The organism is Mitsuaria sp. RG, assembly GCF_028369275.1.
Taxonomy (GTDB): Bacteria; Pseudomonadota; Gammaproteobacteria; order Pseudomonadales; family Pseudomonadaceae; genus Aquipseudomonas; species Aquipseudomonas peradeniyensis.
Map to the genome: position 1 here is coordinate 71,373 of NZ_JAQMYQ010000022.1, position 23,860 is coordinate 95,232.

General features: G+C 65.5%; 19 protein-coding genes and 4 tRNA genes. 3 read left to right on the forward strand and 20 right to left on the reverse strand.

The window, feature by feature from the left end; all coding sequences use genetic code 11:
- Positions 1-8: 8 nt before the first annotated feature.
- On the reverse strand, positions 9-1,628 hold the full coding sequence (locus POF53_RS14220; RefSeq protein WP_232855999.1) for a WG repeat-containing protein: 1,620 nt from the start codon (positions 1,626-1,628) through the stop codon (positions 9-11).
- A gap of 175 nt (positions 1,629-1,803) precedes the next feature.
- Here POF53_RS14220 and POF53_RS14225 point away from each other — a divergent pair, with 175 nt between their 5' ends.
- Entirely contained in the window at positions 1,804-2,349 is a 546-nt protein-coding gene (locus POF53_RS14225; RefSeq protein WP_203647515.1) for a cytochrome b, read from the forward strand.
- On the opposite strand, the gene POF53_RS14230 is transcribed toward POF53_RS14225, so the two are convergent.
- From POF53_RS14230 to POF53_RS14240, 3 genes are all read right to left on the reverse strand, one after another.
- A complete protein-coding gene (locus POF53_RS14230) occupies positions 2,340-3,233 on the reverse strand; it encodes a 1-aminocyclopropane-1-carboxylate deaminase/D-cysteine desulfhydrase (protein ID WP_498968185.1) in 894 nt (297 codons plus the stop codon). The two genes, POF53_RS14225 and POF53_RS14230, sit on opposite strands and share 10 nt — an antisense overlap.
- A gap of 9 nt (positions 3,234-3,242) precedes the next feature.
- Positions 3,243-3,464, reverse strand: coding sequence for a hypothetical protein (locus POF53_RS14235; RefSeq protein WP_498968187.1), 222 nt, complete (start codon positions 3,462-3,464; stop codon positions 3,243-3,245).
- A gap of 752 nt (positions 3,465-4,216) precedes the next feature.
- On the reverse strand, positions 4,217-6,253 hold the full coding sequence (locus POF53_RS14240; RefSeq protein WP_232857763.1) for an NADPH-dependent 2,4-dienoyl-CoA reductase: 2,037 nt from the start codon (positions 6,251-6,253) through the stop codon (positions 4,217-4,219).
- Positions 6,254-6,459: 206 nt separating this feature from the next.
- Between POF53_RS14240 and POF53_RS14245 the strand changes: the two genes are divergently transcribed.
- Both POF53_RS14245 and POF53_RS14250 read left to right on the forward strand, forming a co-directional pair.
- On the forward strand, positions 6,460-7,578 hold the full coding sequence (locus POF53_RS14245; protein ID WP_232857762.1) for a nitrilase-related carbon-nitrogen hydrolase: 1,119 nt from the start codon (positions 6,460-6,462) through the stop codon (positions 7,576-7,578).
- Positions 7,579-7,582: 4 nt separating this feature from the next.
- Positions 7,583-8,623 (forward strand): AraC family transcriptional regulator, encoded by a 1,041-nt coding sequence (locus tag POF53_RS14250; protein WP_203647519.1) that lies wholly within the window; start codon positions 7,583-7,585, stop codon positions 8,621-8,623.
- Positions 8,624-8,827: 204 nt separating this feature from the next.
- Here POF53_RS14250 and POF53_RS14255 read toward each other — a convergent pair whose 3' ends face one another.
- From POF53_RS14255 to POF53_RS14330, 16 genes are all read right to left on the reverse strand, one after another.
- Positions 8,828-9,715 carry a DUF2242 domain-containing protein gene (locus POF53_RS14255; protein ID WP_203647520.1) on the reverse strand — a complete coding sequence of 296 codons (888 nt, stop codon included), beginning with the start codon at positions 9,713-9,715 and terminating at the stop codon, positions 8,828-8,830.
- Positions 9,716-9,911: 196 nt separating this feature from the next.
- Positions 9,912-9,988: transfer RNA gene (locus POF53_RS14260), tRNA-Asp, on the reverse strand.
- A 141-nt stretch (positions 9,989-10,129) separates the two neighbouring features.
- Positions 10,130-10,206 (reverse strand) — tRNA-Asp (locus POF53_RS14265).
- Between the two features lie 83 nt (positions 10,207-10,289).
- A tRNA-Asp gene (locus POF53_RS14270) sits at positions 10,290-10,366 on the reverse strand.
- Between the two features lie 79 nt (positions 10,367-10,445).
- Positions 10,446-10,521, reverse strand: a tRNA-Val gene (locus tag POF53_RS14275).
- A gap of 261 nt (positions 10,522-10,782) precedes the next feature.
- On the reverse strand, positions 10,783-11,556 hold the full coding sequence (locus POF53_RS14280) for an SDR family oxidoreductase (RefSeq protein ID WP_232857759.1): 774 nt from the start codon (positions 11,554-11,556) through the stop codon (positions 10,783-10,785).
- A complete protein-coding gene (locus POF53_RS14285) occupies positions 11,553-12,764 on the reverse strand; it encodes an O-succinylhomoserine sulfhydrylase (protein ID WP_028690444.1) in 1,212 nt (403 codons plus the stop codon). The genes POF53_RS14280 and POF53_RS14285 overlap by 4 nt, the downstream gene beginning before the upstream one ends.
- Positions 12,765-12,779: 15 nt before the next feature.
- The gene (gene purF / locus POF53_RS14290; RefSeq protein ID WP_203647522.1) at positions 12,780-14,285 is read right to left on the reverse strand and encodes an amidophosphoribosyltransferase; all 1,506 of its coding nucleotides are present in this window, start codon (positions 14,283-14,285) and stop codon (positions 12,780-12,782) included.
- Positions 14,286-14,327: 42 nt separating this feature from the next.
- Positions 14,328-14,882 carry a CvpA family protein gene (locus POF53_RS14295; protein WP_050704773.1) on the reverse strand — a complete coding sequence of 185 codons (555 nt, stop codon included), beginning with the start codon at positions 14,880-14,882 and terminating at the stop codon, positions 14,328-14,330.
- A gap of 265 nt (positions 14,883-15,147) precedes the next feature.
- Positions 15,148-15,801, reverse strand: a complete 654-nt coding sequence (locus POF53_RS14300; protein WP_498968193.1) for an SPOR domain-containing protein — start codon at positions 15,799-15,801, stop codon at positions 15,148-15,150.
- Positions 15,802-15,805: 4 nt separating this feature from the next.
- Positions 15,806-17,113: a bifunctional tetrahydrofolate synthase/dihydrofolate synthase gene (gene folC / locus POF53_RS14305; RefSeq protein WP_498968194.1), complete on the reverse strand. Its 1,308-nt coding sequence runs from the start codon at positions 17,111-17,113 to the stop codon at positions 15,806-15,808.
- Positions 17,113-18,006 (reverse strand): acetyl-CoA carboxylase, carboxyltransferase subunit beta, encoded by an 894-nt coding sequence (gene accD, locus POF53_RS14310; protein ID WP_028690439.1) that lies wholly within the window; start codon positions 18,004-18,006, stop codon positions 17,113-17,115. Before accD ends, folC begins: the two co-directional genes overlap by 1 nt.
- Before the next feature lie 207 nt (positions 18,007-18,213).
- Positions 18,214-18,834, reverse strand: coding sequence for a phosphoribosylanthranilate isomerase (locus tag POF53_RS14315; protein WP_050704770.1), 621 nt, complete (start codon positions 18,832-18,834; stop codon positions 18,214-18,216).
- Between the two features lie 59 nt (positions 18,835-18,893).
- Positions 18,894-19,748 (reverse strand): tRNA pseudouridine(38-40) synthase TruA, encoded by an 855-nt coding sequence (truA, locus tag POF53_RS14320; RefSeq protein WP_203647526.1) that lies wholly within the window; start codon positions 19,746-19,748, stop codon positions 18,894-18,896.
- A 135-nt stretch (positions 19,749-19,883) separates the two neighbouring features.
- Entirely contained in the window at positions 19,884-22,538 is a 2,655-nt protein-coding gene (locus tag POF53_RS14325; RefSeq protein WP_498968197.1) for a motility hub landmark protein FimV, read from the reverse strand.
- A gap of 71 nt (positions 22,539-22,609) precedes the next feature.
- Positions 22,610-23,617, reverse strand: a complete 1,008-nt coding sequence (locus POF53_RS14330; protein ID WP_498968198.1) for an aspartate-semialdehyde dehydrogenase — start codon at positions 23,615-23,617, stop codon at positions 22,610-22,612.
- Positions 23,618-23,860 lie beyond the last annotated feature (243 nt).

Sequence of the window (23,860 nt, forward strand, 5' to 3'; positions counted from 1 at the left end):
CTCAAGCGTCAGGACGCCTCGGCCACTGGCTCAGGCGCCGGGCAATGCGCCTGGGCATCCTTCGGCCACAGCACCTGGCCCTTGCCGTCGACCACCTGTTCCGCGCCGCAGGGCAGGCGGTTGGTGTCGAACACCACGCTGCCATCCAGACGATACAGGGCGCGCAGCGTGCGCACGGCGTCGTCGCCATTGCCCTCGACCCGATAGGCGAAGATCGCGCCACGCGCCTCGTCGACTTCCAGGTCTTGCCATTTGGCGGGCACCAGCAGTTTGCCATCGAGGTCATACAGTGCGCGCAAGTTGTCCGACCTGCTACCCTCGGCAGCGAGCAGGTGATGGCCATCGGCCAACAGCTTGAACGACACGAACTGTTCCGGCTTGACCAACACCTTGCCCTGCTCGTCCATCAGGCCCACGGTATCCGTCTCACTCGGGCTACCGAGGAGCATGACCGTCTTCTTCGGCGATTTCAGCTCGGTGAAGGCATAGCGCTTGGGCGCGACCACACCGATCTGCTTGTAGGTGGGCTGGAACACAACCTTCCCCTGGTCCAGGTCGATGGTTCCGTAGGTTGCCAGGAACATGTTCTGCAGCTTGCCGATATGGTTGAAACCAGGGCGGTGGCCACTCATGCCGAGCAGGCCAATACCCGCGTCGCCGATCGAGTCGTACTCGGGCTCGATCAGCCATTTGCCGTCATGCCCGATCATCCCGGCTTTGCCCCGGTCTTCGTCGGTACGCGGCAACTGCACCATGCCGCCAACCTTGCCGAACGTCTCGCAGTTCTGGTACTGCGCCTCGATCACGACCTTGCCTTGATAATCCAGGTAGCCACAAGGTTTGTCGTAACCATCCCGATACGCCACCAGGCCACCGCCTGGCGTGCCCAGCCAGCCCTTGTCGAGCGCAATCACCAGGTTGCCGGTGGCATCAGCCAGGCCCTTGCCTGCGCCGCCTTCGCGGGAGACCACCAGATACCCGTCGGCCGCGCTGACAATGGTGTCGAAGTCCAGCTTGCGCAACACCTTGGTCTTGAGGTTGTATCCCCAGCTTTCGCCTTGGCGCTCGGCGAGCACCCAGTTGCCGCGCTTGGCGAAATCCTCGCGCACGTACATTGAGTCGAATACCGCCTCGCTGACCTTCTCGCCCTGAGGCGTGAGGATGCCGCGCAGTTCGTCGATCTCGTAGACGATAAAGTCGTTGTCGCCACCGACATAGACATTGTCGAAGATGGCCGGCTGGACTTCCTTGCCCTGCTCGTCCATCACCCCGACCTTGCCATTGCGGACGTAGCCGAACAGGCCAGGGGTCAGGGTGTAGAGCTCGTCGGTGAGGTCGGCGCGAATCACCTGCTTGCCGTCACCACTTGCCAGGTGCCAGTAGTCGCCACGCCCGAAGATGAAGGCGTTGGTGAAGGGTTGGGTATAGATCTGGGTGAACTCGCTGCCTGGGGCGACTCGGAATGCGCCGTTCTGGTCCAGTACGGCGCATTCGTCGTTCACGCACAGCGGAATGGTCAGGGCGGCAATCGGTGGCGTCTTGACCGCCGGGTTTTGCTCGCAGCCGGCGAGCAGCAGGGACAGGGCGCCGAACAGCGCTACCCGAGGGGTGGAGATGAGGCGTTTCATTGACACAGGATCCTTGTGCGATGGAGATCGGGTGCAGGCCCAAAGCCATCACCCAAGCCCGCTGTGTCGGCCGCGTTTGATAGATCTGAAGCAAACACATTTCCACGCCAGCGATTAGAGTTAGGGGCAGGCGCCAGCAAGAGCGCCCTTTTTGACCTGATGACGAGGATCCACCATGGTTTCATCCACTCCCGCGACCCATTACGCGCGGCTGTCGATCGTCCTGCACTGGCTGATGCTGGTGCTGTTGGCCGCAGTCTACGCCTGCATCGAGCTGCGCGGCCTGTTCCCCAAGGGCAGCGCCGAACGCGACCTGATGAAAGACCTGCACTTCATGCTCGGGCTGACGGTATTCGTGCTGGTCTGGCTGCGCCTGGCCCTGCGCCTGTCGCGCCCCACCCCGCCGATCGTGCCCAGGCCGCCAGCCTGGCAGACGGGCCTGTCGCACCTGGTGCACCTGCTGCTGTACCTGATGATGATCGGCCTGCCGCTGGCCGGCTGGGCAATCCTCAGCGCCGCCGACAAGCCGATCCCGTTCTATGGCCTGGAGCTGCCGGCCATCGTCGCCCCGGATCCGGACCTGAGCAAGTTCATCAAGGGCTGGCACGAGCGCATCGGTAGCTGGGGCTACTGGCTGATCGGCCTGCACGCGCTGGCCGGGCTCTACCACCACTACGTGCGGCGCGACAACACGCTGCTGCGCATGCTGCCCTACAAGTAGCCGCGTCGTCCCTGCAGGCCTCCGGTGTGCAGGAACACCAGGCGGGTGCCGGGGGCGAAACGCCCGGCCTCGACCTGGTCGCGCAGGGACAGCAGGGCCTTGCCGGTGTAGAGCGCCTCCAGCGGCATGCCGGTTTGCCGTTCGGTGTCGGCGATAAACGCCAGCAGCGCGTCGTCGATACGGGCAAAACCGCCACGGCTGGCGTCGTGCAGCTGGTAGCCCTGCACGCCCGCCAATGTTGCGACGGTTTCCGGCACGCCGTGGTCCAGGGGCACGGCCAGGGCGCCATGGACCACATGCCTGCCCGCCTCCTCCAGCACCAGGCCCGCCAGGGTCGTGCCGGTTCCCGCCGCCAGCCACCAGGCGTCGTAGTCGGTCCAGCCGAGCGTTGCCAGTTGCGCCCGGCATTGCTCGACGATCAACCCGCAGCCCTGGGCACCGGCCAGGCCGCCACCGCCTTCGGGGATACAGTGCCAACCTGGGTACCGGGCCTGCCAGGGCTGCCAGAAACCGGGCTCATGGCGGGCGCGGTAGCCGCCGAAACCGAGCCAGTGCAGTTCCATGCCCAGGGCTCGCAGGTCTAGCACCGTCGGTGTTTCCTGCGGGTGGCCACGCAGCAGGCCGGCGGTGGCGAAGCCGAAGCGCTTGCCGGCGGCCGCCAGGGCGTGGAGATGGTTGGAATGGTTGCCGCCCAGGCTGATCAGGCCCGGGGCATCGGCCGTGCGGGCCTGGATCAGGTGATGACGCAGCTTGAACCATTTGTTGCCGCTGATCAGCGGGTCGATCAGGTCCAGACGCAGGACCGCGGCTTCGATTCCCGCGTGGCGCAACCAAGGCAGGTCCAGGCGTTGCAGAGGGGCTTTGGGGAGAGAAAAATCAGACATGAAGGCAGTTTATCTGATCACGCAGATGCAGACGTGCTGCTCGTTGCCGTTGCCGTTGCCGTTGCCGTTGCCGTTGCCGTTGCCGTTGCCGTTGCCGTTGCCGTTGCCGTTGCCGATCAGGAGTCTATCCTCATACCTCGCTAGCGACAGCTGCGTCAGTCCAGGCGCCGCCCGTACTTTCGCGACTTCAGGAGGCCGAACGCAGGCCTTGCGGAGGGAGGTGACGGGCATGGATGCCCGTCAAGCGCTGGGGCCCAGGATGGGCCCTGCAGCGCGGTCCTCCCGGGAGCAAGGCCGGAGTGAGGGAACCCGGAGCGTAGCGGAGGGCCGGATGAATGGAGCGCAGCGTTTTTTGGTTACTTTTTGTCGCGTTTGACAAAAAGTGACTCGCCGTAAGGGCGAAAAGGTGACTATGCGTCATTATAGCAAATGAATGCGCTTACACCTGTTAAAACCCACGCCGATCGCATTTGACTTTGACTTTGACTTTGACTTTGACTTTGACTTTGACTTTGACTTTTAGAGTCATGTGTTTTGAAAGTTATATGCGCATTCATTTGCGATGGTGACGCATAGTCACCTTTCCGCCCTTACGGCGGGTAACTTTTTGAAGGATCAAAAAGTCACCAAAAAATCCTCGCTCCATTCATCCGGCCCCTACGCTTCGCTCCGGGGTCCCCTCGCTCCGTTCTTGCTCCCGGGAGGACCGCGCTGAACGCCCCATCCTGGGGCGCAGCGCTTGACGGGCATCCATGCCCGTCACCTCCCTTCGCAAGAACTCCGCTCGGCCTCCTGAAGTCGCAATTGGCGTTGCCTGAACTATCGCGCGCTTAGAAGCAAGATCAAGATCAACAGACATGGAGTAAGTGTAGACTACTGGCAATGTTTCTTCAGTTACAACCACTCGCTGACAAGCTAACCTCCACAGAAAAGGTGTATTACCACCTCAACTGTGGAAGTTGGCTCACCAACGATTCAAACAATCACAGTTCCGCCGCCAACCTCGACCCTTGGTTAATCGCCCGCTTGGCATCAAGTTCAGCTGCCACATCAGCGCCTCCGATCAGGTGTACCGACTGCCCGGCCGCAACAAGGCCATCATGCAACTCACGCAGCGGATCCTGGCCAGCGCAGATGACGATGTTGTCCACCGCCAGCAACTGCGGCTCGCCCTCGCCAACCCGCAGATGCAGGCCAGCATCGTCCACGCTCAGGTATTCGACGCTGTTGAGCATCTGCACCTGCTTGTTCTTCAGCCCCGTGCGATGAATCCAGCCGGTGGTCTTGCCCAGGCCGTCGCCGACCTTGGTCTTCTTGCGTTGCAACAGGTACACCTGGCGCGCCGGCGCATGAGGCTCGGCCTTGACCCCGGCCACACCACCACGGGCCTGCAAACGCGTATCGATGCCCCACTCCTTCCAGAACGCCTCACGGTCCTGGCTGGTGGCCACGCCTTTGTGCACCAGATACTCGGACACATCGAAGCCAATGCCACCGGCACCGATCACCGCCACCCGCTCGCCCACCGGCTTGCGCTCCAGCAGCACATCCAGGTAGCTCAGCACCTTGGCGTTGTCGATGCCGGGTATGGCCGGCGTGCGCGGGGCGATGCCGGTGGCCAGGATGACTTCGTCGAACTCGCCGGCCACCAGCGCGGCCACATCGACACGGGTATTCAGGCGCAGGTCGACACCCGTGGACTTCACCTTGTTGCGGAAGTAACGCAGGGTCTCGTAGAACTCCTCCTTGCCCGGCACGCGCTTGGCCACGTTGAACTGCCCACCGATCTCAGCGGCGCCATCGAACAACGTCACTTCATGACCGCGTTCAGCGGCCACGGTGGCGGCTGCCAGGCCCGCAGGGCCAGCGCCGACCACCGCGATGCGCTTCACCGCCCGCACCGGCAGGTAGTTGAGTTCGGTCTCATGGCAGGCTCGCGGGTTGACCAGGCAGCTGGTCAGCTTGCCGCCGAATGTGTGGTCCAGGCAGGCCTGGTTGCAGCCGATGCAAGTGTTGATCTCGTCGCCACGACCTTCAGCGGCCTTGTTGACGAAATCCGGGTCGGCCAGGAATGGCCGGGCCATCGAGACCATGTCGGCATCGCCCTCAGCCAGCACCGCCTCGGCCACCTCCGGGGTGTTGATGCGGTTGGTGGTGATCAGCGGGATCTTCACCGCGCCACGCAGCTTAGCGGTGACCTTGCTGAACGCCGCGCGCGGCACCTTGGTGGCGATGGTCGGGATGCGCGCCTCATGCCAGCCGATACCAGTGTTGATCAGCGTGGCGCCGGCCTGCTCGATGGCCTTGGCCAGCAGCTCGATCTCGTCCCAGGTGCTGCCGCCCTCGACCAGGTCGAGCATCGACAGACGGAAGATGATGATGAAGTTCGGCCCCACCGCCTCGCGCACCCGGCTCACGATCTCCACCGCCAGGCGCATGCGGTTCTCGTAGCTGCCGCCCCAGCGATCGGTGCGGTGGTTGGTGTGGGCGGCGAGGAACTGGTTGATGAAGTAGCCTTCCGATCCCATGATCTCGACACCGTCGTAGCCGGCACGCTGGGCCAGGCTTGCGCAGGTGACGAAGTCGCGGATCTGCTTCTCGATGCCCTCTTCGTCCAGCTCCCTGGGCTTGAACGGGTTGATCGGCGCCTGGATGGCGCTGGGCGCCACCTGTTTCGGGCTGTAGGCATAGCGCCCGGCATGCAGGATCTGCAGGCAGATCTTGCCACCGGCGGCATGCACCGCCTCGGTGACGATCCGGTGCTTGTCGGCCTCTTCCTCGGTGCTGAGCTTGGCCGCGCCCGAATACACGCCACCTTCGTCGTTCGGCGCGATGCCACCGGTAACCATCAGCCCGACGCCGCCACGGGCGCGCTCGGCAAAGTAGGCAGCCATGCGCTCGAAGCCGCCCGGGCGCTCCTCGAGGCCGGTGTGCATCGAGCCCATCAGGGTGCGGTTGCGCAGGGTGGTGAAGCCCAGGTCGAGGGGGGCCAGCAGGTGCGGGTAACGGTCGGTAGCCATGGATGGACTCCACAGGTGGCGTGATCACGGAATGCGGGCACCTCTACCCGCGCTCTACAGCAGCGCAGCGGGACCCGTCGTTTGTCTGAGGACGACATTAAACAGGCGTTTGAACCCGCTCAATGATCGAAACTGACAACTTATTGATCCTGCTGCACAGCAGGACTACCCTAGGGCACTCCTTCTGCACAACGCTGGACCGCTCCATGCGAAAACTGCTAGCCGGCGCCCTGGCGCTGGTCACCCTTGCCGCCCTCTGCGGCTACGGCTTCTGGACCCTGCAGCGCCCGGAGGGTCATTACTTGTCCGACCTGCGCATCGAACTGGCCCTCAACCAGGGCGTGCCGGGCGAGCACGGCAACCTGCTGGGGGTCGAGCCGCTGCTGTATCCGGGGGACTACCAGAACCTCACGCGCCTGCACCGCAAGCTCTCGGCCTACCTGGAACAGGCCCGCGCCCAGGGCCTGGTCAACCCGCGCACCGTGGTGGTGTTGCCGGAGCATATCGGCACCTGGCTGTGGGCCCGGGGCGAGAAACGCGAACTGTACCAGGTCACCCAGCGCAACGAGGCCTGGCAGTGGCTGGAGCTGAGCAACCCGCTGCGCTACGGCCTGGCGATGCTCGCCGCCAGCGGCGACGATCGCCGTTCGGACGCGCACCTGCGCATGAAGGCCGCACAGATGGCCGCCGACTACCAGCAGGTGTTCGGCAACCTGGCCCGGGAATTCGGCGTCACCCTGGTCGCCGGCTCCATCATTCTGCCCGCACCCTATGTGGAGAACGGCGTGCTGCGCACCGGCAACGGTCCGCTGTACAACAGCAGCCTGGTGTTCGCCAGCGACGGTTCGGTGCTCGGGCAACCCCAGCACCAGCAGTACCCCGACAGCGAAAGCCGGCGCTACATCCACGACGGCCAGCAGCATCCGCTGCAGGTGCTGCAGACTCCCGCCGGACGCCTGGGCGTGCTGATCGGCAGCGACAGCTGGTACCCCGCCAACTACCGGCAACTGGCCGCGCAATCGGTGCAACTGGTTGCCAACCCGGTCTTCCTCAGTGGCAAGCAGAGCTGGCAGGCGCCCTGGCGTGGCAACCGCCACCAGGCCCAGGCCGCCGACCTGCCCCTGCGCCGCGGCGCAGTGAGCGAACAGCGTGCCTGGCAGCAACTGCCGCTGGCCGCCAACGCCGCCACCCCGAGCATGAGCGTGTTCATGCGTGGTCAGTTCTGGGAGCTGGGCAGCGATGGGCAGGGCTTTGCCAGCCAGGGTGGCACGTTGTGGGTCGGCAACGACAGCCACGGCGCGCGCCTGCTCAACCTGTGGCTGTGACGCCATGCCCCGCCCCCGCGTACGCCTGGGTGAACTGTCGGTAGGTTTCGTCCAGCCCCTGGCCGAGGCGCTGACGGCACTCGGTCACGATCCACACCCCCTGCTGCTGCGCTATGGCCTCGACTCCAGGCGCCTGGCCGAGCCGGGTGCGCGGCTGTCGATCCCGCGCTACATGCACCTGGGGCACGCGGCGATCGCCTTGTCCACCGAGCCGGCGCTGGGCCTGCACATGGGGCGCCTGAGCCGCCTGGCCCAGGCCGGCCTGGCCGGCGTCGCCGCCGCCCAGGCCCCGACCCTTGGCGATGCCGCCCGCACCCTGCTGCGTTTCGAGCCGCTGTATGCCGCCAACTACCGGGGCCAGTCGAGCTTTCAGGAAGACGCCCAGGGCGCTTGGCTGCGGTTCTATTCCATCAGCCCCTACAACGACTACAACCGCTTCGTGGTCGACTCGCTACTGGCTGGCTGGCTGGCGCAGCTTGGCGCCCTGGCGGCCAGGCCGGTGCAGGCCGAGCGCCTGGAAATCGAGTTCGACGCCCCCGCCTACGCCGCACAGTACCAAAGCCTGTGCGCAGGCCCGGTGCATTTCGGCGCCACGGCCAACCAGCTGCGCCTGAGCCAGGCCACCCTGGCCCTGCCCAACCCGCAACACTGCCCCAGTACCTGGCAGCACCTGCTGCAGCTGTGCGAAGCAGAACTGGCCCAGCGCACCCGCGTGCGCAGCCTGGGCGAGCGCATCACCCACCTGCTGGGACCGCTGTTGAACGGTGGGCGCGAGCCGGATCTGGAAGAAGTGGCGCGGCACCTGCAACTGCCGACCTGGACCTTGCGCCGCAAACTCGCCGAGGAAGGCACGCGCTTTCGCAACCTGCTCAACGACACGCGGCGCGACCTGGCCGAGACCTATATCCGCGACACGGAGCTGGCCTTCGGCGAGATCGCCTATCTGTTGGGGTTCGCCTCGGCCGAGGCCTTCCAGCGCGCATTCAAGCGCTGGACGGGGCTGACGCCCGGGGAGTTTCGCCGCAATCAGCGACAGGTGGGTTAAAGCTCGGTGGCGTCGTCGGCCGGCTCCGGCAGGTCCAGTTCATAGGCCTGGAATTCGAGCAGTTCTTCCTGGTAATCGTCCATCTTCACGCCCCTTCATTCATCGTTCTTCAGTCATTGCGCCAACCTAAGCCAGCGAAATGACGGGATGATTACAGCCCTATGAACGATAAACGTAGCAGGCGCCCGGGAAGTTATCGACGTGTCAGAGTGGCGCGGGAGCCTGCTCCACTGCCGGTGCTTCCTGCTGCACCTGGATCGGTGCCGGCTCGACGGGCGGCGCGATGGGCTGCGAGCCCTTGCTGTCGTCCACAATCGGGGCCGCAGGGGCTTCGCTAGCCGGTACAGAAGCCGCTGGAGCGGCAACAGGCGCGGGAGCAGCGGCAGGGGCGGCGGCAACCGGAGTCGGTACCGGGGCCGGTGCCTCTGCCACGCTCTCGGCGACCGGCGTGGCAGGCTGCGCCGCGGGCGCCAGGGCAGCGGGCGCAGGCTCCGGCAGGCCCAGGTCGGCGGCCGGTTTTTCAACCTTCGGCTCGGCGGCGGGCTCGGTTTTCTCCGGCTTCTTCTGCTTCGGCAGGTAGCTTTCCACCAAAGCGAAGTAGCGGTCATAGAACTGCGCGGCAGTGACTGTCTCGCTGGCGACCTTGACCATGGAATCGTCGGTGGAGCCGATCGGCATCGATACCGAACCCAGTACACCCACGCCAAGGCTGGCGGAAGTGTTGGACTTCTTCAGGGTGTAGCGGTCCTGCAGGGCGTTGGCGAACATGGTCGAGCGCTGCTTGTCGCTCATGTCCGGCACGCAGGTGATGTTGAAGCTGATCTGCAGGTGGTTCTCGGCGTTCTGCTGGAAGCTCTTGTTGCCGGCGACCTGATTGGCGTCGCTGCTGGTGATGATGTAGCCCTGGCTGAGCAGCGCGCGCCGCGCCGCCTCGCAGGAGCCCGCCTCGCTGGTGGCGAAACTGCGGGAGAAGGTGCCCGAGTCATCGAAGTTCTCGTGCTCGTAGACGGCGGCCTTTTTCGAGGAACAGCCGGACACACCCGCCAGCACGACGGCCAGCCCGAGCGCGCCATAGACGGTTGATCTAGACATTGCCAATTCCGGGAAGAAACGAATGGGGCGTATTGTGCAACACATCGATCAGTGGCTGAAACCATTGATCGGTGAAGACTCTGTCAGCTTGGTGTAAATCCTTGCCCGTGTCTGTGCAAGGCGCTGAAACGAAAAAAGCGACCCGAGGGTCGCTTTTTCGTAGCTTCGAGGTGTTCTAGGGACCTCGAGGCGAAGATGGCGCAGCGGACGGGACTCGAACCCGCGACCCCCGGCGTGACAGGCCGGTATTCTAACCGACTGAACTACCGCTGCGTATCGTTCGGGCTTGCACCCGATTGAAACTGGGATCTGAGCTTTCAAGCGCTGTGGCGCGAAAGCCAGGCACAAAAAAGGCGACTTTGATATCGCCCTTTCTGTGTTGCCTTGAGCGTTCATGGGGCTCTTGGCAGAAGATGGCGCAGCGGACGGGACTCGAACCCGCGACCCCCGGCGTGACAGGCCGGTATTCTAACCGACTGAACTACCGCTGCGTATCGTTCAGGCTTGCGCCTGATTGAAACTGGGATCTGGCCTTGCGGCCTCAGACCGGTGCAAGCACCCATCTGGAGAAAAATGGCGCGGCGGACGGGACTCGAACCCGCGACCCCCGGCGTGACAGGCCGGTATTCTAACCGACTGAACTACCGCCGCGCATAGTTGGACTTGCGTCCTGCTCCTCTCTGCCAGCGTGTTTCTTTCGAAACCACTGAACCAGGAACGTCTCAGGAAGTGGTGGGTGATGACGGGATCGAACCGCCGACCCTCTGCTTGTAAGGCAGATGCTCTCCCGGCTGAGCTAATCACCCCCGCGATGTTGCTTGTTGCGTTTGCTTCGCTGAGGCCGCGAAATTTACGCAGGTACCGATGCTAAGTCAATACCCCCATTGAAGTTTTTTTCAAAAAGGGCAAAAAAGGTAGCCGCTGGGGCAGCCTGATCGCGGGGCAAGCCCGCTCCCACAACCCGATACCCACAGCGTGGGAGCGGGCTTGCCCCGCGACAGGGCCGGCACAACCGACAAAAAAAGGGGCTATAAGCCCCTTTCTCTTGCATCTCAACAGGTTACAGCTCAGGTGTAGATCATCTTGCGGGTCATCCCGCCATCGACCACGAACTCCTGGCCGGTGACGAACCCCGCCTGGCGCGACAGCAGCCACGCCACCAACGCCGCCACATCCTCGACCGTCCCTACCCTGCCCGTCGGATGCTGGGCATGGTCGGCATCAGTCAAAGGTTCGGCGCGTCGCTGCGAAGGATCACGGGCATCGATCCAGCCCGGGCTCACCGCATTGACACGGATCTCCGGCCCCAGGCTCATGGCCAGGGCGTGGGTCAAGGCGACCAGGCCGCCCTTGCTGGCGGCATAGGCCTCGGTGTCCGGCTCGGACTGCCGGGCGCGGGTGGAGGTCAGGTTGACGATCGCGCCACCATGGGCGCGCAGATAAGGTGCGCAATGCTTGGCCAGCAGCATCGGGCCATTGAGGTTGACCGCCAGCACCCGGTTCCATTGGGCCAGGGACAGGCTTTCCAGGGTCTGGTTATGCGGATTGGCGATCGCCGCGTTGCACACCAGCGCATCCAGCCGGCCGAACTGCCCGAGCACCTCGGACACCCCGGCACTGACCTGGGCCTCGTCGGCCACGTCCATGGTGATGAACCAGGCATTGTCGCCCAGGGCCTTGGCGACCTTGGTGCCGCGCGGGCGGTCCAGATCGCTCAGCACCACCTGCCAGCCCTCGCAGATCAACCAGGCGGCGATGCCCAGGCCGATGCCGCGGGCGGCACCGGTCACCAGTGCCACCCGGCCGTTATGGCCGGGTTCGCCACCCTTCCAGTCGATCACAGCGCCGCCAGGCCGCGGGCCAGATCGGCTTGCAGGTCGGCCACGTCTTCCAGTCCGACCGCCACGCGCACCAGGCTGTCACGGATACCCGCCGCTTCACGCTCCTGCGGCGTCAGACGGCCGTGAGAGGTGGTGGCCGGGTGGGCGATGGTAGTCTTGCTGTCACCGAGGTTGGTGGTGATGGAGATCACCCGGGTGGCGTCGATGAAGCGCCAGGCGCCTTCCTTGCCGCCCTTGACCTCGAAGCTGACCACCGCGCCGAAGCCGCTCATCTGGCGCTTGGCCAGTTCATGCTGCGGGTGGCTCGGCAGGCCGGCGTAGTGGACCTTCTCGATGCCGTCCTGTTGCTCGAGCCACTCGGCCAACGCCTGGGCGCTCTCGCAGTGGGCGCGCATGCGCAGCTTGAGAGTCTCCAACCCCTTGGTGAAGACCCAGGCGTTGAACGGGCTGAGGGTCGGGCCGGCGGTGCGCAGGAAGCCCACCACTTCCTTCATCTGCTCGCTGCGCCCGGCCACCACGCCGCCCATGCAACGGCCCTGGCCGTCGATGAACTTGGTGGCCGAGTGGAACACGATGTCGGCGCCGAGCTTGAGCGGCTGCTGCAAGGCCGGGGTGCTGAAGCAGTTGTCCACCACCAGCATGGCGCCACGGGCATGGGCGATCTCGGCCAGTGCGGTGATGTCCACCAGTTCGGCCAGCGGGTTGGAGGGCGACTCGACGACCAGCAGCTTGGTATTGGCCTTGATGGCCTTTTCCCAGCCGTTCAGGTCGACCAGCGGCACGTAGTCCACCTGCACGCCGAAACGCTTGAAGTACTTCTCGAACAGGCTGATGGTCGAGCCGAACACGCTCTGCGATACCAGCACATGGTCGCCAGCGCTGCACAGCGACATGACCACGGCGAGAATCGCCGCCATGCCGGTGGAAGTGGCCACAGCCTGCTCGGCGCCCTCCATGGCCGCCAGGCGCTCCTCGAAGGCGCGCACGGTCGGGTTGGTGTAGCGCGAGTAGACGTTGCCCGGCGTTTCGCCGGCAAAGCGCGCGGCGGCGTCGGCGGCCGTGCGAAAGACATAGCTGGAGGTCAGGAACAGCGCTTCGCTGTGCTCGGCCTCCGGTGTACGGTTCTGACCGGCGCGCACCGCCAGGGTGTCGAAACCGACACCCTCGAGGTCACTGTCCAGTCGACCGGCATCCCATTGATCGGTCATGCCGTCGCTCCCAAATCAGTTGTTGTACAGGTCGATGATCGCGCTGACCGCCTGGTTCTTCACCTTGGCCAGGTCGTTACGGGCCTGCTCGATGCGCTCGAGGTAGGCTTCGTCGATATCGCCGGTGACATACTCACCGTTGAACACCGCGCAATCGAAATGCTCGATCTTGATCTTGCCGCCACCGACCGATTCGATCAGGTCCGGGAGGTCCTGGTAGATCAGCCAGTCGGCGCCGATCAACTCGGCCACCTGTTCGGTGGTACGGTTGTGGGCGATCAATTCGTGAGCGCTCGGCATGTCGATGCCGTAGACGTTGGGGTAGCGCACCGCGGGGGCCGCGGAGCAGAAGTAGACATTCTTGGCGCCGGCTTCGCGGGCCATCTGGATGATCTGCTTGCAGGTGGTGCCGCGCACGATCGAGTCGTCCACCAGCATCACGTTCTTGCCGCGGAATTCCAGCTCGATGGCGTTGAGCTTCTGGCGTACCGATTTCTTGCGCGCGGCCTGGCCGGGCATGATGAAGGTACGGCCGATGTAGCGGTTCTTGACGAAGCCTTCGCGGAACTTGACGCCCAGGTGGTTGGCCAGCTCCAGCGCCGCGGTGCGGCTGGTGTCGGGAATCGGGATGACCACGTCGATGTCGTGGTCCGGGCGCTCGCGCTGGATCTTCTCGGCCAGCTTCTCGCCCATGCGCAGGCGCGCCTTGTACACCGAGACGCCGTCGATGATCGAATCCGGACGGGCCAGGTAGACGTGCTCGAAGATGCACGGCTGCAGTTTCGGGCTTTCGGCGCACTGCTTGGTGAACATCTGGCCGCCTTCGGTGATGTACACCGCCTCGCCCGGCGCCAGGTCGCGGATCAGGGTGAAGCCGAGCACGTCCAGGGCCACGCTTTCCGAGGCGATCATGTACTCGACGCCTTCATCGGTGTGACGCTGGCCGAACACCACCGGACGGATGCCGTTGGGGTCGCGGAAGCCGACAATGCCGTAGCCGGTGATCATCGCCACCACCGCGTAGCCACCGACGCAACGGCTGTGCACGTGGGAAACCGCGGCGAACACGTCTTCTTCGGTCGGCTGCAGCTTGCCGCGCACGGCCAGCTCGTGGGCGAACACGTTCAGCAGCACTTCGGAGTCGGAGTTGGTGTTGACGTGGCGCAGGTCGGACTCGTAGATCTCCTTGGCCAGCTGCTCGACGTTGGTCAGGTTGCCGTTGTGCGCCAGGGTGATGCCGTAGGGCGAGTTGACGTAGAACGGCTGGGCCTCGGCCGAAGTGGAGCTGCCGGCGGTCGGGTAACGCACGTGACCGATGCCGATGCTGCCGACCAGGCGCTGCATGTGGCGCTGCTGGAAGACGTCGCGCACCAGGCCGTTATCCTTGCGCAGGAACAACCGGCCGTCGTGGCTGGTCACGATACCGGCAGCATCCTGGCCGCGGTGCTGGAGGACCGTAAGCGCGTCATACAGCGCCTGATTGACGTTCGACTTACCGACGATACCGACGATGCCACACATGCGACGCAACCCCTACTTTGATGAAACTTGAGTGAAGAGCGCTCAGGGCTTGGTCGGCCCGAGCAACTGCTCCTTGAACGGAAGGTCAACGGGTGCGCTGACCCCACTGGACATCCACTGGCCGCTGAACCCGAGAATGAGGTTCTTCGACCAATCGGCTACCAATAGAAATTGTGGTATCAGGCGTGATTCCTGCCACCACGGATCCTGTTGCACCGGCCCCAGGCTCAGCAGCCCGACCGCCACCACCACCAGCAAGCCCCCGCGCGCGGCGCCGAAGGCCATGCCGAGGAAGCGATCAGTGCCGGACAACCCGGTCACGCGGATCAGTTCGCCGATGAGGAAATTGAGCATCGCCCCGACCAGCAGCGTGGCGACGAAAAGAATGGCGCAGCCGGCAATGACCCGTGCTGAAGGCATCTGGATATAGCTTTCAAGATACTGCGCAAGCGAGCCGCCGAACATCCAGGCCACCGCACCGGCGACAATCCAGATGAGCAGGGACAAGGCTTCCTTGACGAAGCCGCGCTTGAGACTGATCAGTGATGAAATGACGACGATCGCGATGATCGCCCAATCAACCCAGGTAAATGCCACGGTGTTGCCTGCCGACGTTAGAGGCGGCGCATTTTACCAGAGCCAGGGGCTTGGAGTAAGCGGAATGTCAGGCGTTTGAAGGGCTGCGGGCTGACTCTGGGGACAGCTTTACGCCCTAAAACAGACCGCCTGGCCTACGCGGACTCTGTAGGAGCGGCCTTGCGCCGCGAAAGGGCTGCGCAGCATCCCCAAGGTGTGAGCGGGGCCGCGTTGCGGCCCTTTCGCGGCACAAGGCCGCTCCTACAGGGAGGGCGTGAGATGTGCGTCAGCCACGCTCCGGCTGGAAGCGCACCACGATACCCTTGAGGTTTTGCTGGCGGCTGATCACATCACGCAGGCGCTCGGCCTCGGCGCGCTCGATCAGCGGCCCGACGAACACCCGATTCATGCCGTCCGCCGAACGGATGTAGGCGTTGTAGCCCTGGCTGCGCAGGGTCTTCTGCAGATTCTCGGCACCGGCCCGGTTGGACAGGCTGGCCAGCTGGATCGACCAGCTCACCGGCAGGCCGTTGGCATCGATCTTCGACGGCGCGGCCGGCTTGGCGGCGGGCGCAACGCTCGGCGCAGGCGCCGGACGCGCCTCCACCCTGGCGACCGGCGGCGTCGGCACTGGTGTCTGCGGCTTGGGCTGCACAGGGGGCGCCACGGTCGCGACCGGCGCGATGGGCTGGCTCGGCGCCGTCACCGGCGCCGTGGACTCGTCGACCACTACCGGCGGCTGCGCGTTCTGCTCCGGCAACGGCTGAGGCTCCGGCACCTGAACCGGCTCCACCTGCACCTGGGGCAGACTCGGCATGGCCGGCGCCTCCGGCGCCTCGACTCGCACCTGGCGCAGCTCGTCCTCGCGGGTGAACAACATCGGCAGGAAGATCACCGCCAGCGCCACCAGCACCAGCGCACCGACCATGCGCTGTTTCATCCCTTTATCCAGCACTGCCATCTACTCCATCCTCGGGGACCTGCCGTTCGAGCCAGGCCAGGGCCTCGCCGACGCAGAAAAACGAACCGAACAGCAGGATCTGGTCATCCGCCGTCGCCTGGGCGCACTGCCCTTCGAGGGCAGCCGCAACACTGGCGTAAGACTTCACTGTCGCACCCAGGTTCGTCAAGGCATCCGCCAGCTCCGTGGCCGGGCGGCTACGCGGCGTGTCCAGCGGCGCCACCGCCCAGTCGGCGACCTGGTCGCGCAGCGGCGCGAGCACACCGGCCAGGTCCTTGTCGGCCAACAGGCCGAACACCGCCAGGCGCCGCCCCTTCACCGGGCGCGCCGCCAGACGGCGGGCCAGGTACTCAGCGGCGTGCGGGTTGTGGCCGACATCCAGCAGCAACTCCACGCGCTTGCCTTGCAGCAACAGCTCGCGCCGGTCGAGACGACCGGTGATACGGGTGTCCAGCAAGGCCTGGCGAACCTTGCCGCTATCCCACGGCAGGCCCGTCAGCAGAAAGGCCTGCAAGGCCAGGGCGGCATTCTCCATAGGCAGGTCGAGCAACGGCAGGTCGCGCAGTTCAACGGGCGAACCGTCGAGCTGGCGACCACGCCAATGCCAGTGGTCGACGCTGCTATCCAGGTCGAAATCACGCCCGCGCAGGAAGAACGGGCAATCCAGCTCGCGCACCTTGTCCAGCAAAGGCTGCGGCGGATCCAGGTCACCGCACAGCGCAGGCTTGCCCCGGCGGAAGATCCCCGCCTTCTCGTACGCCACCGACTCGCGGCTATCACCCAGGTAGTCGACGTGGTCGACACCGATACTGGTTACCAGCGACACGTCGGCATCCACCAGGTTGACCGCGTCCAGCCGGCCACCCAGGCCGACCTCGAGCACCACCGCATCCAGCGCGGATTGCTTGAACAGCCAGAACGCCGCCAGGGTGCCCATTTCGAAATAGGTCAGCGAGATCTCGCCGCGCGCCGCTTCCACTGCGGCGAACGCTTCGCACAGGCGCTCATCGCTGGCCTCGCGACCCTCGATCAGCACCCGTTCGTTGTAACGCAGCAGGTGCGGCGAACTGTACACCCCGACCTTGAGCCCCTGGGCGCGCAGCAACGCGGCCACGAAAGCGCAGGTCGAGCCCTTGCCGTTGGTACCGGTCACCGTCACCACCCGCGGCGCCAGCTTGCCCAGCCCCAGGCGCGCCAGCACCTGTTGCGAGCGCTCCAGGCCCATGTCGATGGCCGAGGGGTGCAACTGTTCGAGGTAGGCGAGCCAGTCGCCCAGGCTGCGCTGGTTCATCACGCGACCGCGGCGACCTCTTTGGCCGCTTCCGGGGTCGGCTGGCCGGTCATCTGCGCCAGCAGGCGCGCCAGGCGCGGACGCAGCTCGTCACGGGAGATGATCAGATCGATGGCGCCGTGTTCCAGCAGGAACTCGCTGCGCTGGAAGCCTTCGGGCAGTTTCTCGCGCACGGTCTGCTCGATCACCCGCGGGCCGGCGAAGCCGATCAGCGCCTTCGGCTCGCCGACGATCACGTCGCCGAGCATCGCCAGGCTGGCGGAAACGCCGCCGTAGACCGGGTCGGTCAGCACCGAGATGAATGGAATGCCTTCTTCGCGCAGACGCGCCAGCACCGCGGAGGTCTTGGCCATCTGCATCAGCGAGATCAGCGCTTCCTGCATGCGCGCGCCACCGGAAGCGGAGAAGCAGACCATCGGGCAACGGTTTTCCAGGGCGTAGTTGGCGGCGCGCACGAAACGCTCACCAACGATGGCACCCATGGAGCCGCCCATGAAGGAGAACTCGAAGGCGCTGACCACGATCGGCATGCCCATCAGGGTGCCGCTCATGGAGATCAGCGCGTCCTTCTCGCCGGTCTGCTTCTGCGCGGCGGTCAGGCGGTCCTTGTACTTCTTGCCGTCACGGAACTTCAGGCGGTCGACCGGCTCCAGGTCGGCGCCCAGCTCGGCACGGCCTTCTGGATCGAGGAAGATATCGATGCGCGCGCGGGCGCCGATACGCATGTGGTGGTTGCACTTAGGGCAGACGTCGAGGGTCTTTTCCAGCTCCGGGCGATACAGCACGGCTTCGCAGGACGGGCACTTGTGCCACAGCCCTTCCGGCACCGAGCTCTTCTTCACCTCGGAACGCATGATCGAAGGGATCAGTTTGTCTACCAACCAGTTGCTCATGCTTGCTTTCTCCAGTATTGGCCAGGGAGACCTGCGCGGCCCCGCCCTGCCCTTGAGCTCAAATTCTTCTGTAAAGCGACGATGGGCCGGCCACGGCCGCCCCACCTCCAATTCTTCCCCGGCATGCCCCGCGCTCTGGCGCGGCCTGGCAGCACCGGGCTGCGAAAGCTATGGACGATGGCGCGCGGCCAGCCGTCACATTAGCGTTCACGCGTGTTTCACCGCCTGCATGAAGGCTTCGATCTTCGCCGCATCCTTGATGCCCTTGGCCTGCTCCACGCCGCCGCTGACATCCACCGCGTACGGGCGCACCTGGCGAATGGCCGCCGCCACGTTGTCGGCCGACAGGCCACCGGCAAGGATGATCGGCTTGCTCAGGCGCTGCGGAATCAGTGACCAGTCGAAGGCCTCGCCGGTTCCCCCCGGCACGCCCGGCACATAGGCGTCCAGCAGGATGCCGCGGGCGCCGGCGTAGTGGCGGCAGGCGGCCTCCAGGTCATCCCCCGGGCGCACCCGCAGGGCCTTGATCCAGGGGCGGTGGTAGCCCTCGCAATCGGCCGGGGTTTCATCGCCGTGGAACTGTAGCAGGTCCAGGGAAACCACTTCGAGGATCTCGTTGAGCTCGCAGCGCGAGGCGTTGACGAACAACCCCACGGTGGTCACGAACGGCGGCAGCGCGTCGATGATCGCCCGCGCCTGGCGCACATCCACTGCCCGCGGGCTTTTCGCATAGAAGACGAAACCGAGCGCGTCGGCGCCGGCCTCGACCGCGGCCAGGGCGTCCTCGATACGGGTAATCCCGCAGATCTTGCTGCGAACGTTGCTCATGGACGGCGAACCTTGGGTGATCGGGAAAGCGTCGATGGTAGCAAATGACCCATGCCCCGTCAGTCTGCCAGCGCCTCGTAACCGCTAAGAAAGTGTGGGCCGATGTAACGCTGCGGCAGCGCGTATTCCTGCGGATACTCCACCTGCACCAGGTAGAGCCCGTAAGGATGCGCGGTCACTCCGCCGTCACGGCGGTTGCGCCCCTCCAGCACCTCGCGGGCCCACTCCACCGGACGCTCTCCGGCGCCGATGGTCATCAGCACGCCGGCGATGTTGCGCACCATGTGGTGCAGGAACGCGGTGGCGCGCACGTCCAGCACGATCATCCGCCCATGACGGGTCACGCGCAGGTGGTGGATGTGCTTGATCGGCGACTTGGCCTGGCACTGGCTGGCGCGGAAGGCGCTGAAATCATGGGTGCCCAGCAGATACTGCGCGGCCTCGGCCATGCGCTCGACGTCCAGCGGGCGATGGTTCCAGGTCACTTCCTCGGCCAGGTGCGCCGGGCGGATCGGATCGTTGTAGATGACGTAGCGATAGCGCCGCGCGGTGGCCTTGAAGCGGGCATGAAAGTGCGCAGGCATCGGCGCCGACCAGACCACGCTGATGTCGTGGGGCAGGTTGAAGTTGGTGCCCAGGGTCCAGGCGCGCTCGTCGCGCACGGCGCGGGTATCGAAATGCACGATCTGCCCGCAACCATGGACGCCGGCATCGGTACGCCCGGCGCAGATCACCGAGATCGGCTCGTTGGCCACCGTCGACAGCGCCTGCTCCAGGGCCTGCTGGACACTGGGCACGCCGCTGGCCTGGCGCTGCCAGCCGCGGTAGCGCGAACCTTTGTATTCCACGCCCAGGGCGATGCGGGTGTAGCCTTCGGCGGCCGATTCGGCGGCGGCGGTGTCGATGATGTCCAAGAGCGGCAAACCTGATGCTGAAACGAAAGGCGGGAGTATACCGGCAAACCGTGCAGGGGCCGAAATGATCGCGGGGCAAGCCCGCTCCCACGTGTTCTGTGGGAATGGGCTTGCCCCGCGCGGTGCAACGTCGCCTCAGACCAGGCGCGAGAGCATCTCGTTGGCTTCCTGGCGCTGGCTGTCATCGCCGTCCTTGACCACTTCGTCGAGGATGTCACGGGCACCCTGGTGGTCGCCCATGTCGATGTAGGCGCGAGCCAGGTCGAGCTTGGTGGCCACCTCGTCGGCGCCGGAGAAGAAGTCGAAGTCCAGGTCGTCCAGCGGCTCGGGCTCCAGTGCCGCATCCTCGGCGGTGAACTGTGGCTCAGGCGCCGCTGCCGGGACATCGAGGTTCTGCGACAGCTTGTCGAGTTCGGCGTTGACGTCGTCCAGTTCCGAGGCGAAGTTCTTCGCCGCCGGCGAGTCGTCGTCCAGCGACAGCGACAGGTCGAAGTCCTCGGGCAGCTCCAGCTCGGAGATCGGGTCGAACTCCGGAATGGCCTCGAAGGCCGCGAGCTCCGCCGCCACGTCCACCGGGGCTTCCTCGCTGCTGGCCGGGGCCACCGGCTGTTCGGCGACATCCAGGTCGAACTCGGCCAGATCGTCGACATTCTGCGGCGTCGCCTGGGCCTGGGCAAGCAAAGCCTCGAAGTCGTCGTCGGCATCAGTTTCGGCAACCGCAGGCGCAGGCTCGGCCTCGATCTCGGGCGCTTCGACAACCAAGTCCTCAAGACCAGCCAGGTCCAGATGGTCATCTACCGGCAAGTCATCACCCAGGCTCAGGTCGAAGGCGCTGTCCAGGTCGGCCTCTTCGACGACAGGCTCAGGTTCCGGCTCGGCCGCCACGACAGGCTCAGGTTCCGGCTCCACGACGAGTTCCGGCGCGCTTTCGCCCAGCTCCAGCTCCTTGTCCTGCAGCAGGTCCTGGACATACTGCTCATCCAACTCGGCTGCCAGGGCAGCGGCCCCGGCAGCGCCTGCCGCCACCGCCGCGACACCCAGCATGGCCGGGAAGCGCTCCTTGAGCGCGGCGACCTCGGCCTGGTTCGCGTCATTGACTGCCAGCTTGCGCTCCTGGCCGGCGAAGGCGTCCTGGTCACCCTGGCGGGCATAGACTTCCATCAGCTTCAGGCGCAGGTCGCTGCGCTGTGGCTCGGAAGCCACCGCCGCTTCCAGCAGGTCGGCGGCATGGTTGAGACGGCCACGGGCCAGGCTGTCGTCCACTTCGGCCAGCAGCGCGGCGCGCGGATCGACCGCCGGCGCGGCGGCTTCGACGGGGGCCGCAGGTTTTTCCGCGGCAACGGCCGCAGCCGCCGAGGCCGCCACCACCGCTGGCGACAGGGTCACGGTCGGCGCCGACACGTCGAGGCCTTCGAAGCTGCTGGGTGGCAGCTCCAGGTCAGGGCCGCGCTCGCCATCCTCGGCCAGGGCACGCGCCATGCGCAGGTGCTTTTCGGCTTCCTGCTGGGCCTTGCGCTTGCGCGCCAGGAGCAGCAGCAACAGCAGCAGGACCAGGAACGCGGAGCCGGCGATCAGGCCCAGCAGCAGCGGGTTGCCCAGCAACTGGTCGAGCATGCCGGGCTCTTCGCTGGCAGGTGCTTCGGCGGCTACATCCTGCGGGGCGGTGTCGGCGGCGGCCGGCGCTGGGGCAACCACCGGTTCGGCCGGGGTCAGCTGGGCGTTTACCGCAGGCTGTGCCGGAGCCGGCTCGCCCGGCAGCGCGCCAGCTGGCGGCTGCGGCGCCGCTGCGCCCTGGGCCTCCAGGCGCGCCAACTGGTCGTTCTTCAGCTCGATCAGACGCTGCAGCTTGTCCAGCTGGCTCTGCAGGTCGACCATGCGGCTCTTGAGTTCATCGTTGTCGCGACGGCTGGTGTCGAGGCTTTCCTGGGCCACGGCCAGCTTGTCGCCCAGCGCCTTGGCCTCACCGGCCGCGCCCTTGCCGCCCGGCGCCACCAGGCGCAGGTTGTCGCCCTGGGCGATGCGTGCCGGCGCGGCGCCAGCCTCGCCACGGCGGGTGGCGTCCAGTTGCCGTGCGCGCGGGCCGAGGCGACGGCCTTCGCGCCAGGCGGCGTACTGCTCGGCCACTTCGCGGTTGGCCTGGGCCTGGGGAATGCTCTGCGCCTGCTGCTGATCGGGCAGGCGCAGGACCTGCCCGGTCTTGAGCTGGTTGATGTTGTTGCCGATGAAGGCATCCGGGTTCAGCGCCTGGATGGCCAGCATGGTCTGCTGGATCGAGCCGCCGTTGCTGTTGCGCGCCGCAATCTGCCAGAGGGTGTCGCGGCGCTTGGTGGTGTAGCTGCCCGCGCTGACCGCCGGGTTGATATTGGCCTGGGTCGGCTGGCTGCCCTGGGCCTGCGCCTGGTCGAGCAACACGCTGTAGTCGCGCAGCAGACGGCCCTGGGGCCACATGACCTGGACCAGGAACTTGACCACCGGCTCCGGCAGCGCCTTGCTGGAGGTGACCCGCAGCACGCTCTTGCCGTTGGGGTTGACCACCGGGGTGAACGTGAGGTCTTCGAGGTACGGCGGGAAGGCTACCCCGGCCTTGGCGAACTCTTCCGGCGACGCCAGGCTGGGCGCCATCTGCGCTGCGGTGAGGTCGCGCACATCGAGCAGTTCGATCTCGGCATCCAGCGGCTGGTTCTGCGCCGACTTGAGGGTCAGCTCGCCCAACCCCAGAGCGTTAGCCATGCCGGACGACAGCGCCGAGGCTGCCGCGATGGCCAGAACCAGTTTGCGAATTCGAAGCATGAACTCTTCCCTTGTATGAAGCGTCCCGAAAACCTTTGCGCGGTGCAGGACAAAATTGCTCGCAGTATCTTTTACGCCATGTGTTTTATCAACAATTGTGCCGCCTGCACGGCATTCAGCGCCGCGCCCTTGCGCACATTGTCGGTGGTCAGCCACAGGTTCAGTTGCTGGTCTTCATCGACACCATGGCGTACACGACCAACATAGACCACGTCCTGGCCCACTGCGTCACCTACCGGTGTCGGATAATCCCCCAATTCGACCAGTTCGATGCCGTCGGCGGCCTCCAGCGCGGCGTTGACGGCCGCCAGATCGACCGGATTACGGCTTTGCACCGCCACACTGAAGCTATCGCCGAAAAACACCGGGACTTGAATGCAGGTCACGGAAATCTTCAGTTGCGGCAGGTCGAGCACCTGGCGCAGCTCGCCGACCAGGCGCCGCTCCACCGTTGTGTGACCCTGTTCGTCGGGGGTGCCGACCTGGGGCAGCAGGTTGAAGGCGACCTGGCGATCGAAGAAGCGCGGCTCCAGCGGGCGTGCGTTGAGCAGCTCGGCGGTCTGCCGGGCGAGCTCGCTGACGGCCTCCCTGCCCTGCTCCGAAACCGCCAGGCAAGCGTTGACCTGCACGCGCTCGATGTCGAGCAGTCCCTTGAGCGGCGCCAGCGCCACAGCCAGGGCCACCGCGCCGGCGCTCGGACTGGTGATCAGCGCGGGCCGCGCGAGTTCGGCGATGCGCTCGCCGTTGGCTTCCGGGACCAGGGCGGTGGCGCCGTCCAGGGCGCCGGACAGGTCGATCACCGCGCAACCGGCGGCGATGGCCTTGGGCGCGAAGCTGCGGCTCACGGCGGGGCTGGCGGCGAAGAACACCAGCTGGGCCTGGGTGAAGTCGAAGCTGTCCACTTCGCGGACTTTCAGTTTCTTGCCGGCGAACATGACGCTGCTGCCGGCGGATTCCATGCTGGCCAGCAGGTGCAGGGTGGAGACCGGGAAGGCCACTTCCTCGAGGATCTGGACGAGGGATTCACCGACGGTGCCGGTGGCGCCGATTACGGCGATGTCTAGGGCGGGGGTGGTCATGGGATCGGTTCCTTTCTGCGGGGGTACGGCGGGGGAGCGGCACTTTACTTGGATTGTGGGGTGGGAGGTAGGTTCGGGTTCGGGTTCGGGTTCGGGTTCGGGTTCGGGTTCGGGTTCGGGTTCGGGTTTAAGAGTGTGGGTTTTGATTTATTTATGCGCATTCATTGGCGATGTCGACGCATTATCACCCTTCCGCCCTTACGGCGGCCTACTTTTCTCGTGGGAAAAGTAGGCAAAACCGTC